At 69.5% G+C, this 12580-nt stretch carries 7 protein-coding genes and 1 pseudogene; 4 read left to right on the forward strand and 4 right to left on the reverse strand.

Going from position 1 to position 12580, the window contains the following annotated elements; genetic code table 11:
• Positions 1-8: 8 nt before the first annotated feature.
• On the reverse strand, positions 9-665 hold the full coding sequence (locus SACMADRAFT_RS08825; RefSeq protein ID WP_009153459.1) for a hypothetical protein: 657 nt from the start codon (positions 663-665) through the stop codon (positions 9-11).
• Between the two features lie 10 nt (positions 666-675).
• Entirely contained in the window at positions 676-1710 is a 1035-nt protein-coding gene (locus tag SACMADRAFT_RS08830) for a DNA polymerase III subunit beta family protein (protein WP_009153460.1), read from the reverse strand.
• Between the two features lie 102 nt (positions 1711-1812).
• Between SACMADRAFT_RS08830 and SACMADRAFT_RS08835 the strand changes: the two genes are divergently transcribed.
• Together SACMADRAFT_RS08835 and hrpA are read left to right on the forward strand one after the other, a co-directional pair.
• Positions 1813-2976 (forward strand): lactate 2-monooxygenase, encoded by a 1164-nt coding sequence (locus tag SACMADRAFT_RS08835; RefSeq protein ID WP_009153461.1) that lies wholly within the window; start codon positions 1813-1815, stop codon positions 2974-2976.
• A gap of 48 nt (positions 2977-3024) precedes the next feature.
• Positions 3025-6915, forward strand: coding sequence for an ATP-dependent RNA helicase HrpA (gene hrpA, locus SACMADRAFT_RS08840; RefSeq protein WP_009153462.1), 3891 nt, complete (start codon positions 3025-3027; stop codon positions 6913-6915).
• Between the two features lie 12 nt (positions 6916-6927).
• On the opposite strand, the gene SACMADRAFT_RS08845 is transcribed toward hrpA, so the two are convergent.
• Positions 6928-8598, reverse strand: coding sequence for a bifunctional 3'-5' exonuclease/DNA polymerase (locus SACMADRAFT_RS08845; protein WP_009153463.1), 1671 nt, complete (start codon positions 8596-8598; stop codon positions 6928-6930).
• Between the two features lie 181 nt (positions 8599-8779).
• Between SACMADRAFT_RS08845 and SACMADRAFT_RS08850 the strand changes: the two genes are divergently transcribed.
• Complete coding sequence (locus tag SACMADRAFT_RS08850) at positions 8780-9751, forward strand: Ig-like domain-containing protein (protein WP_009153464.1); 972 nt, start codon at positions 8780-8782, stop codon at positions 9749-9751.
• Between the two features lie 158 nt (positions 9752-9909).
• Complete coding sequence (locus SACMADRAFT_RS08855) at positions 9910-11529, forward strand: acyl-CoA synthetase (RefSeq protein ID WP_009153465.1); 1620 nt, start codon at positions 9910-9912, stop codon at positions 11527-11529.
• 19 nt (positions 11530-11548) lie between these two features.
• On the opposite strand, the pseudogene SACMADRAFT_RS08860 reads toward SACMADRAFT_RS08855, so the two are convergent.
• Positions 11549-11833: pseudogene (locus SACMADRAFT_RS08860) on the reverse strand (hypothetical protein); the annotation flags it as partial.
• Positions 11834-12580 lie beyond the last annotated feature (747 nt).

Genomic DNA, 12580 nt, shown 5'->3' on the forward strand with positions numbered 1-12580 from the left:
CGGCCGGTTCACCCCGGCAACGCCTCGATCACCTCGCTCAACATGGCCTGCTCGTGCTCGGACAGCCGCTTTTCGGCATGCAGCATCCTGGCGTGGGTGGCCAGCCGCTCGGCGTCGTCGTCACCTCCCAGGTCGCCGAGGTAGGCGGGCAGCAGCAGGCACAGTGAACGCAGATCCCGGCGGGCGCAGAAGCCGTCGAGCAGCTTCTCCAGCAACACGGCGATTCTGGGGTGATTCGCCCTGGCAGGTGGTCCGGTGTCGCGAAGCCCCTCCGCGACGCTGTAACGCAGCCAGTCGCGGTAGGGCCCTTGCGGCACGGCGGCGAGGTGGTCGGCGGCGAGTTCGAAGTGGCGCCGCGCGGCCGGTGTGTTCGCGAGCGCGCGGTGCGAGCGGGCGATGTTGGCGTGCAGCGAGCAGTAGAAGCCCGCGACCCGCTCGTCACCGACCTTGTCCGCGTGTCGCAGGCACGTCTCGTTCCAGCGCAGGGTGGCCTCGGGGCCGTCCTGGTGGCGTGCGAGGTAGTGCGCGGCGACGCACGCTTCGTAGTCGTCGCCCGCGAGCTGCCAGGCCTGCTCGAACAGTGCACGCGCTTCGGCGTCGAGCCCTCGCGCCTCGGCGGCCATACCTTGTGCGCACAACCGCACTACCGGGTTGCTGGTGTCCACCGGGTCTCCTTCAACGCCGCGGGTCGGCGACCGGCATGACGAGCGTGCTGAAGCTGCCCTGGTCGGCCGAGCGGACCAGCACCGGCCGGTCGGCGGCGTCGATCTCCAGCAGCACGTCTGGGCCCACACTGGCCTCGACCGCGGGTCCGAGCACCATGGGGTCGAACGCGATGCGCAGCCCCTCGGGGCATACGGCGGGCAGCGCCGTGGTGCCGATGACCAGTTCGTCGTCGGTACTGCCGCCGTCGCCACGGCGCAGCACCGCGGGTGCGTCGGCTTTGTCCAACGCCTCGCGCAGGGCTCGCCGGTCGACGAGCACGCGCTGCTTGGGAGCAGCGAGGGCGGCGAGCATCTCGCGGTAGGCCGGGAACTCGCCGGTTCCCGCGGGCAGCGGGTAGCGCGAACCCTGCGCGCAGAGTTCGAGGTTGCCTTCCTCGACGGCCAGCTGTACCTCGCTCTCCCGCGCGGCCCAGGCCGCTGCCTCCAACAGCGCAGGGACCGGTACCAGCACCCTGGCAGGCGGCCCCTCGACCCAGCCGCACGCGAGTTCGCGGACGGCGAGGCGGTAACGGTCGGTGGCGACCAACCGCACCTCGGTGTCGGTGACCTCGAACAGCACACACCTCAGCGGTGCGGGTTCGGGGTCGCGGGCCGCCGACGGCGCCACCTGACGCACGGCGCCCGCCAGTTCGGCGCCGTCCACCGTGACCTGCGTACGACCTTCGGACAGGTAGGAGCTCACCACCTCCTGCAGTGCGGCCCGCGCGGCCTCGGATTCCTCCCGCAGCCTGCGCGCGTGCCCACGCAATACCTCACGGGCGACGTCGCCGGGCCCGTCGAGCACGGCGGCCACGTCGGCGAGGCGCAGCCCGGCGGCCCTGAGCTTGCGGACCAGCACCGCGCGGTCCTGCTGCGTGGGTTCGTAGTAGCGGTACCCGGTGACCGGGTCCACGTGCGCGGGAGGCAGCAGCCCGCAGTCGTCGTAGAAGCGCAGCGCGCTGGGTGTGAGTCCCACACTGCGCGCGAAGGCGCCGATGTTGTGCATGCGAACGATTCTGGGCCTTCGACCGAGTTGAAGGTCAACGGCGAGGTGTCCGCGTAGGATGCCGCGAGCACGGCGGCTGTGACGGCGAACAGGGAGGCATCGGTGCCCGATCGGTTCGGCTACTACCAGAACGAGCTCTACCTGCAGGGCTACGGCGGCACGAAACCACCGTTTTCCACCGACGCCACGAAGCTGGAGGACTCGGCGGCCGAGGTGCTGGACCCGGAAGCGTTCTCCTACGTCGCGGGCGGCGCGGGTTCGGGCGCCACGATGCGCGCCAACCGCGAGGCGTTCGACCGCTGGAAGCTCGTCCCCCGCATGCTGACCGATGCCACCGAACGTGAGCTCGACACCACGGTGCTCGGCACTGCGATGCCCGCTCCCGTGCTGCTGGCCCCCGTTGGCGTGCAGTCGATCGTGCACCCCGAGGCCGAGTCCGCGACCGCGCGGGCCGCCTCGGCTCTCGGCGTACCGATGGTCATGTCCACGGCCTCCTCCACCAGCATCGAGGACGTCGCGCAGGCCAGTGGTGAAGGGCCGAGGTGGTTCCAGCTGTACTGGCCCGGCGATCCGGACGTGTGCGGCAGCATCCTCGCCCGCGCCCGCGCGGCCGGGTTCTCCACGCTCGTGGTCACACTCGACACCTGGACCCTGGGATGGCGGCCGTGCGACCTCGACGCGGGCTACCTGCCGTTCCTGCGTGGCCTCGGTATGGCGGTGGCGTTCTCCGACCCGGCGTTTCGGCAACTGCTTGACAAGCCGCCCGAGCAGGACACGCCGACGGCGGTGCTGCGCTGGATCTCCATGATCACCGGGACCGACCGGCACTGGTCGGCGCTGCCGTTCCTGCGCGAGCACTGGGACGGGCCCATCGTGTTGAAGGGCATCCAGCACGTCGACGACGCCAGGCGGGCCGTGGACGCGGGTATGGACGGCATCGTGGTGTCCAACCACGGCGGGCGGCAGGTGGACGGTGCGGCCGCGTCGCTGGAGGTGCTGCCCGAGATCGCCACGGCGGTCGGTGACCGCATCGAGGTGCTGTTCGACTCCGGGGTACGTACCGGAGCCGATGTGTTGAAGGCACTCGCATTGGGCGCCAAGGCGGTGCTGTTGGGCAGGCCGTACGTCTACGGGCTCGCGCTCGGCGGTGAGGACGGGGTGCGGCACGTGCTGCGTAGCGTGCTGGCCGACCTGGACCTGACGATGGCGCTGTCGGGACATCGCAGCCCGGCCGACCTCACCGCCGCCGCGCTGCGCAGGGCATGACGGCGCGAGCACGGGCCTGCCGCCCGCCCGGTTAAGCTGGAGGGCGGTATGTCTACTGCTTCCCCGTTCACCGAGTTGCGGTCCCGCCTGCCCGAGCTCATGTTGCGCGACGAGCATCGGCTGCGCCGCCGTATCGAGGGCGCCCGCAAGACCCGCAAGGGCGCGGCGGCGAGCCGGGTCCTTGCGGACATCGAGGCCGACCTCGACAAGGCGGCGCAGCGGGTGCGGTCGCGCAGGGAGTCGGTGCCCCGGCTGACCTTCCCCGAGCAGTTGCCGGTCAGCGCGCACCGCGACGAGTTGGCGAAAGCGATCAGCGACAACCAGGTCGTGATCGTGGCGGGGGAGACCGGTTCGGGCAAGACGACGCAGTTGCCGAAGATCTGCCTCGAGCTGGGGTTTGGCGTGCGCGGGCAGATCGGGCACACCCAGCCGCGAAGGCTGGCGGCGCGCACGGTGGCCGAGCGCATCGCGGCCGAGCTGGACACCGAACCGGGCGAGGTGGTCGGTCACAAGGTGCGCTTCACCGACACCTCGGGAGATCGCACCCTCGTCAAGGTGATGACCGACGGCATCCTGCTCGCCGAGATCACCGGCGACCGGATGTTGCGCCAGTACGACACCATCATCATCGACGAGGCACACGAGCGAAGCCTCAACATCGACTTCCTGCTCGGCTACCTCAAACAGTTGCTGCCCCGCAGGCCCGACCTCAAGCTGATCATCACGTCGGCGACCATCGACCCGGAGCGGTTCTCCCGGCACTTCGACGACGCACCCGTCGTGGAGGTGTCGGGACGCACCTACCCGGTCGAGGTGCGGTACCGGCCTGTCGTCGACCCCGACGATCCGCAAGCCGATGCCGACCGCGACCAGGTACAGGCCATCGGGGACGCGGTGCGCGAACTGGTTGCGGAGGGACCCGGCGACATCCTGGTGTTCCTCTCCGGTGAACGGGAGATCCGCGACACCCACGAGGCGCTTTCGGCGTTGTCCCTTCCCGACACCGAGATACTGCCGCTGTACGCGCGGCTGTCGGCGGCCGACCAGCACCGCGTCTTCCGGCCGCACCGCGGCAGGCGGATCGTGCTGGCCACCAACGTGGCCGAGACCTCGCTCACGGTTCCCGGGATCAAGTACGTCGTCGATCCGGGGACCGCGCGCATCTCCCGTTACAGTCACCGAACCAAGGTGCAGCGGCTTCCCATCGAGCCGATCTCGCAGGCCTCGGCGAACCAGCGAAAGGGTCGCTGCGGTCGCACCTCGGACGGGATCTGCATCCGGCTCTACTCCCGCGAGGACTTCGAGTCGCGGCCGGAGTTCACCGAGCCGGAGATCCTGCGCACCAACCTGGCGTCGGTGATCCTGCAGATGACCTCGCTCGGTCTCGGTGACGTGGCGCGGTTCCCGTTCGTCGAGCCACCCGACCGCCGCCAGGTCAGCGCGGGCGTGCAGCTGCTGCGCGAACTCGGCGCGCTGGAGCCGTCCGGCGACAAACTCACCGACACCGGTCGCAAACTGGCCCAGCTGCCCGTCGACCCGAGGCTGGCGCGGATGATCGTTGAGGCAACCCGCAACGGCTGCGTCCGCGAGGTCATGATCATCGCTGCCGCTTTGTCCATTCAGGACCCGCGTGAGCGGCCCGCCGACCGGCAGGACGCGGCAAGGCAGGCGCACGCCCGCTTCGCCGACCCGGAGTCGGACTTCCTCTCCTACCTGAAACTGTGGGACTACCTGCGCGAGCAGCAGCAGGCGCTGTCGAGCAACCAGTTCCGCAAGCTGTGCCGCGCGGAGTACCTGAACTACCTGCGGGTGCGGGAGTGGCAGGACATCTACGGCCAGCTGCGCCAGCTCGCCAAGCCGCTCGGCGCCACACTGAACACCGTCGCGGCGCAGCCCAAGCAGATCCACACCGCGCTGCTGAGCGGACTGCTGTCCCATGTCGGGCTGCGAGACCCCGTCAAGGGCGACTACCTCGGCGCGCGAGGTACGCGATTCTCGGTGTTTCCCGGCTCGGCGCTGTTTCGCAAGCAGCCGCGCTGGATCGCCTCCGCGGAGCTGGTGGAAACCTCGCGGTTGTGGGCGAGGGTCAACGCGCGGATCGAACCGGAGTGGGTCGAGCCGCTGGCGCAGCACCTGGTGAAGCGCACCTACTCCGAGCCGCACTGGGAACGCAAGCAGGGCGCGGTGATGGCGTACGAGCGCGTCACCCTGTACGGCATCCCGCTGGTGACCGGACGCAAGGTGAACTACGGGCGCATCGACCCCGAGACCTCGCGGCAGTTGTTCATCCGGCACGCACTGGTGGAGGGGGACTGGCAAACCCGGCACCAGTTCTTCCACGACAACCTCGACCTGTTGCGAGAGGTCGAGGACCTGGAGAACCGCGCCCGCCGCAGGGACATACTCGTCGACGACGAGACGCTGTTCGCCTTCTACGACGAGCGCGTCGGCTCCGACGTGGTGTCGGCACGGCACTTCGACTCGTGGTGGAAGCGGGTCAGGCGCGAGCAGCCGGACCTGCTGAACTTCGAGAAGGCGATGCTCGTCAACGCCGCCGCCGAAGAGATCAGCACCGCCGACTACCCGGACACCTGGACGCAGGGCGAGCTGCGGTTCGCGCTGACCTACCAGTTCGAGCCGGGCACGCAGGCAGACGGCGTCACGGTGCACATCCCGCTTGCCGTGCTGAACCAGGTGAGCGCCGACGGTTTCGAATGGCAGGTGCCCGGCCTGCGACAGGAACTGTTGACGGCGTTGCTGAAGTCGCTTCCGAAGGCGTTGCGGCGCAATCTCGTTCCCGCTCCCGACACCGCACGGCAGGTGCTGTCGCGGATCACGCCGCAGGACGGGCCGCTGCTGGAGGTGCTCAGCGACGAGCTGGAGTCGCTGCGGGGTGTCGCGGTTCCCGTGACGGAGTTCCGGTTCCGCGCCGTGCCCGACCACCTGCGTATGACCTTCCGGATCGTGGACGAGCGTGACCGCACCGTCGCCGAGGGCAAGGACCTCGAGCAATTGCGGCACCGGCTGACCGGCCGGCTGCGTGAGACGATCTCCGAAGCGGGCGAGACCATCGAACGTCGCGGCCTGCGCTCGCCTGCGTTCGGCGAGCTGCCGAAGGTGTTCCAGACCAACCGGGGCGGGCACAAGGTGAAGGCCTATCCCGCGCTCGTCGACGAGGGCGATGCCGTCGCCGTACGCATGCTCGACACACCCGGCCAGCAGCAGGCGGCGATGTGGCGGGGCACGCGGCGATTGCTGCGGCTCAACCTGCCCTCACCGATGAAGTACGTCAGTCGTGGGCTGAGCAACGAGTCCAAACTCGTGCTGACCCGCAATCCACACGGCGGCGTCGCCGCCCTGCTGGAGGACTGCGTGGACTGCGCGGTGGACAAGCTGGTGGCCGACGCGGGCGGGCCCGCGTGGGACGAAGCGGGGTTCGCGGCGTTGCTGGAATCGGTGCGCGCGAGGTTGAATCCGACCGTGCTCGCCGTGTCGCGCGAGGTCGAGGATGTACTGCGCGCCGCTCACGATGTCGAGAGCAGGCTGGAGCAGGTTCGGAAGGGGGCACTGGAGGAGTCGCTGGCGGACATGCGGGCGCAGCTGGCGGCGCTGGTGTATCCCGGCTTCGTGACGGACACCGGCTACGACCGGCTTGCTGACCTCGTGCGCTACCTTCGCGCGATCGAGCGCAGGCTGGAGAAGCTGCCGACCGACCCCGAGGGCGACGTGCGAAGGCTGCGGGAGATCTCGTGGCTGTACGAGGAGTACCGGGCCGCGCTGCAGGCGTTGCCTGCGGGCGCGCAGCCGCCGCCGGAACTGGCGGGCATCCGGTGGATGCTTGAGGAACTGCGAGTGAGTTTCTTCGCGCAGACACTGCGCACGGCCTACCCGGTTTCGGTGAAGCGGGTGCTGCGTGCGCTCGACGACGCGGCGGCCTGAGCCAATGGCGGCTCAGCGGGCCTCGTCGTAGCGGTCGACCACATCGGCGGGCATCGGGAAGCGCACCGGGCACGCCGGTCCGAACACCAGTGCCGTCGCCTCGGCGACGGCGTCGTCGAGCGCGGCACAGACCTGGTGGGCCAGTTCGGTGGGGGAGTGCACCACGACCTCGTCGTGCTGGAAGAACACCAGGCTTGCAGGTGCGGGCAAGCTGCGACGCAGGGCCGCCAGCAGCACAGCCGTCCAGTCGGCTGCGCTGGCCTGCACCACGAAGTTTCGGGTGAACCGGCCCCAGTCACGGGCCGCCCTGCGTGCCTTCTCCTCGTCGGCACCGCCGCCGGTGAGCGCGCGCCACGCGGCCGACGGTGGCGGTGACGTGCGACCGAGTCGGGAACGCACCAGCTCGCCCCGCTCACCCTCCAGCGCAGCATTCTCCACATAGGACACCGCAGTCGGGAACCGTTGCCGCAGCAGCACCAGCAGCGAGGCGGCCTCGCCCGCCGTCGAGCCGTACATGGCCGAAAGCATCGCGATCTTCGCGTGCTGCCTGTCCTCGGCGCTCGGGGAGCGTGCGAACATGGCCGTCGCCAAGCTCGTGTACAGGTCCGTGGATTCGGACACCCTGGCCAGCTCCCTGTCGCCGGAGAGCGCGGCCAGAATGCGCGGCTCCAGCTGCGCGGCGTCGGCCACCACCAGCTTCCACCCGGGATCGGCCCGTACGCAGCTTCGCAGCACCTTCGGGATCTGGAGTGCCGCGCCACCCCGGCTGGCCCAGCGTCCCGAAACGACACCGCCCACCACGTACACCGGCCGGAACCGGTCGTCGCGCACCCACTGGTCCAGCCAGGCCCAGCCGTGCGCCGAGTGCAGTCTTGCCAGCTCCTTGTACTCCAGCAGCGGTGCCACCGCCGGATGGTCGATCCGGCGCAGCACGTGCGCCCGAGTCGAGGGCACCTCGATACCCGCGTGCGAGAAGGCGCGCACCACGCTGCCGGGATGGTCGGGGTTGACCGGCCTGCCGCCGAAGGCCTGCTGGATGCGTTGGGCCAGCTCGGCGAGCCGCCTCGGCCGCAGGCCGCTCGCGGCTTTCTCGCCGAGCAGTTCGGTGAGCAGCAGGTCGTGTACGTCGGCGCGCCAGGGTAGGCCGTCGGCGGACATCTCGACAGCGGCGAGGGCGCTGGCCGACTCCGCCGCGACGAGCAGCCGCATCCGGTCCGGGCGCGGCAGGCCGTTGATCCGCCGCTGTTGGCTGGCGAGCACCTGCTCCGCCGCGTCGAGCGTGCTCACGCCTTCGGGCAGGCCCGGGTCCGTCGGGTCGAACAGCGTGGGCTGCGAGTCCGCTTCGAAGTGGTCGGGTCCGGTGTCGGTGGGTGTGGGCAGGCCGTTGGCCCTGGCGTAGGCGGCGGCCAGTCCGCGCGACTGCTCGTGCAGCCCCTCGTGTGCCAGCAGCAGGTACTCGGCGAGCGCGAGGTCGTGGCAGCGTCCCAACCGCACACCGTGGGCCACCAGCGGGGCGTAGTCGCGCTCCACGGAAGTGAAGACCCACCTCGGGGTGAACTCACGCTCCCAACGCACCGCGAGGTCGGCGAATTCGGCCGCGCCGAGGTGCTCGGGTACTGCTTCCCGCCCGCCGAGCGGGCGCAGGGCGTAGCCGTCGGCCTCCCGCACGACGATCAGCAGCACGACCTGATTGTGCGCGCACCCACCGACAGCGCAGCTGCTCACCCGGGCAGGCGTCGCGCATCGCACGGTGGGGTTCGTGGGTGTGCGCTGCCCGCAGTCCGCGGCTTTACTGTGCGAGTTCTTATCGTTGCAGAAAGTGAGCGCCTCGGGCGATTTCGGCTGAGGCGGGAGGAGTCGTTTCGTGAGCGTTACGCCAGCAGGAACCGGATTCCCGGCACCGCGAAGAAGCCCGCGCCGGGGTATCCGGCGGGTCGGGTCGGTCGTGGCCGGTGTGGCAGTGTTGTTCGGTGCGTTCTCCGTTGTCCTGGTTCCCCAGGCCACGGCGCAACCCGCGACCTCGACCACCACCTTGACGGCGGAGCCGCCGTCGCCGACCTTCGGTGATCCCGTAACCATGACCGCCACGGTGACCTGTGCCGGCGCGCAACCCGGCGGGACCGTCGACTTCACCACCGAAGGTGGCAGCCTCGGCGACGCCATGCTGCAACCGGCTGACCCGGACACCGCCACCGCCTCGTTGACCGTGTACGGGCTTGCGCCCGGCTCCCACAGCATCACCGCCTACTACGGCGGCGACGCTTCCTGTGCGGCGTCCACATCGGACCTCGTTGTCGTCACGGTCGCGGCCGAGGAATCGGGGCCGGTGACGGGTTCGGTGGACATCACCGAACCCACGACGCTACTTCCGGGGACGATCGTGCTGGGCTCGGTCAACATCAGTGGCGAAGGAGCGCTGAACGCCGAGGGAGCCCGCATCATCGGGGCCGTGACCGCCACCGGCGGCGTTGGTCTGCGGTTGTGTGAAAGCACCGTGCTCGGCAGGCTGTCGGTCAGCGGGATGGACGGTGTCGTGCAGATCGGCGACACCGATGCCGGTATTCCGTGTGAGGGCAACAACATCTTCGGCAGGGCCGGCTTCACCGACAACACCGGCTACCTGGAACTCGACGACAATCGCGTTCTCGGGAGTGTGACGCTGACCGGCAACACCACCACCATCTCCGTGCCGCCGGACAACCCCGATGCCACCGAGGTCGCAGCCAACACCATCTTCGGCAGCCTCGGTTGCACCGGGAACACGCCGCCACCCACCAACAGCGGCGAGCCCAACACCGTCTACGGCAGCAGCACCGGACAGTGCGCCGAGTTGTGAGCTGAGAAGCGGCGCGGCCGGTTGTGAAGGGCCGTGGTGTGCGGGCCGTCGCGCACCACGGCCCTTCGCCGTGTGCGGCATCGGGGCAGCAAATGCTCGACGCATAACCTACTAGCGGGTAGGTTAAGGTCCGGTGAGCGCGAGGAGGTGTCCGGCGGATGCGGATGGCGACCAGCATGGTGCGACTGGCTACTCAGGTCGCGGAAAAGGCCCGCAGTGTCGAAGTGCTGTGGCGGGCCGGACTCGTGCCGTTGCCCCGGATCGACGTCATCGTGGGATCGCTGCTTGCCACCCAGCGCTTCGGGCCGCTTGCCGGTGCGGTCCGTATCGCGGCACGCCGCGACCCCCGCGCCGTAGCCATCGTCGACGAGCGTGGTCCGCTGAGCTTCGCCGAACTCGAAAGCCGGTCCAACGCGCTTGCCCGCGCCTGGTCACAGCGCGGTGTGCGGCCGGGCTCCGCTGTCGCCGCGTTGTGCCGAGACCATCGTGGGCTGGTGCTCACCATGCTCGCGGCTGGCAAACTCGGCGCGCCGTTGCTGCTGCTCAACACCGGATTCGCCAAGCCGCAACTCACCGACGTCGCGGTGAGGGAGAAGGTCACGGTACTGGTGTACGACGAGGAGTTCACCGACGTACTCAGTGGCATCACCGGTGTGGACCGCTTCCTCGCCTGGGCCGACACGGACACCTCGGGCATCCCGACGCTGGAGGAGGTGATGGCGACCGCCGATGACGCGGCCATGCCCGCACCCGCGAAACCGGGCGGGCTCATCCTGCTGACCAGCGGCACGACCGGCACGCCCAAGGGGGCACCGCGGCCCAAGATCTCCGCGCTCGACTCCGCGCAGTTCCTCGACCGCATCCCGCTTCGGGTCGGCGAGGCCACCTTTCTCGGCGCGCCGCTATTCCACGGCACCGGCATCTCGCAGTTCATCCTTTCACTCGCGCTGGGCTGCAAGGTGCTGCTACGCCGTCGATTCGATCCCGAGGCCACGCTGCGCGGCATCGCCGAACACCGCTGCACCGCGCTTGTGCTGGTGCCCACGATGCTGCGTCGCATCATCGATCTCGCCCCCGAGGTGATCGGCCGCTACGACACCTCCAGCTTGCGGATCATCTTCGTCGCCGGTTCCGCGCTGTCACCCGAGGTGGGCAACAGGGCGACCGAGATCTTCGGCGACGTCATCCACAATCTCTACGGCTCGACCGAGGTCGCGGTGGCGACGGTGGCCACACCGCAGGACTGGCGCAGGGCTCCCGGCACCGTCGGCAGGCCACCGGTCGGGTGCCGGGTGGCGCTCTACGACGACAGCGGCAGGCGCATCACCCGCCCGTACGTGACCGGCAGGGTGTTCGTCGGCAGCGGACTGGCTTTCGAGGGCTACACCGACGGCAGGCACAAGGAAGTCATCGACGGCCTGCTCAGCAGCGGTGATGTCGGGCATTTCGACGCCGACGGGCTGCTGTTCATCGACGGCCGAGACGACGAGATGATCGTCTCGGGGGGCGAGAACGTCTACCCGGTCGAGGTCGAGAACCTGCTCGTCGAGCATCCTGACGTGGTGGAGGCGGCCGTGGTCGGTGTCGAGGACGAGGAGTTCGGGCAGCGGCTGAAGGCATACGTGGTGCCCGCCGAGGGCGCGCGGCTGGACGCCGAGGGTGTTCGGGAGCACGTGCGCCGCAACCTCGCCAGGTACAAGGTGCCAAGGGACGTGGAGTTCCTGCCGGAGTTGCCGCGTAACGCCACCGGCAAGGTGTTGCGCGACAAGCTTGCGTAGCGCGGGGTCAGTTCCTGAACCTGCGAGAGGCCACCCCTCTTGGGCGAGGTGGCGGGAGCAGGCTGAGTAACGAGCCCGCCGGTAGCTGCAGGATGTCCTCCAGCGCTCGCACCGCGAACAGTGAGTTCTGGCGTTCCGGCTGCCGCTTGCCCGACTGCCAGTAGCTCAGCGCGGTCACGCTCACCGACACCCCACGGGCGTGCAGCCGGGCCTGGATGCGGTCGAGACTGAGCCCGCTGGTAGCGATGGCCGTCCTGAGCGCATCCGAGAACACCGTCTCGCCCATACCCGTGCCCCCCGGCATCGCGTGATCATAACGATGCGGCAAATGTTAGCAGCCAGGTGTAACGCGGACGGGTGATCCAGCCGACGGTGGCCGGCCGAGATGATCACGCTTGGCTCCGAGCGTCGGCATCGGAGCTGTCGCGGCCGGCGATACTCGGACTGCTCAACAGCACCGGGTACCTCGGGGTCATCGGTTACGCGTTGCCCGGCCTGTCCGCCTGCCCCGCATCGCGCCCGCTCGCGCTCCCAGCAAGACAACCCGGCCAGTTCGCAGCGCACACCGATGACCACAGCGGGCGAGGCGTCACGCAGCGCCGCCTTGGTGGCCACGAACGCTGCGGCCCGCAGCAGCGCCCAGGCCACGCCGCGCCCACCGTGACGACAGCCCGGGCCCGCTCCTGCTACGACCACCTCGCGGGCGAACTCGGTGTCGCCGTCTTCGAGAGCCTGCTCGCGCACACGCGATCGTCGCGGTCTCGGGCGGGGGCGGTGGCGAGGGGGAGCCGGTGGCAGGTGAGTCTTTTTGGACTGTCCGAGAATGCGAACCGCCGCGCCGACGATCACGGCGTTCCCGCGCCGGAACCGGGCGGTTTGGACAAATCCGAAAGAGGTCCTGACCCTCGGCGCCGCGCCGCTTGCCGCCTTCGGGGTGAGCGGATTGCGACGTGCTCCGCCAAATGGCCCAGTACTGGTAAATGTGAATCATTGCCCGAATGTTGGCGCCCAGCTTTCATGATTCACGCCGTTGCCGGGGAGCAGGGAGGAA

The organism is Saccharomonospora marina XMU15 (genome assembly GCF_000244955.1).
Classification (GTDB): domain Bacteria; phylum Actinomycetota; class Actinomycetes; order Mycobacteriales; family Pseudonocardiaceae; genus Saccharomonospora_A; species Saccharomonospora_A marina.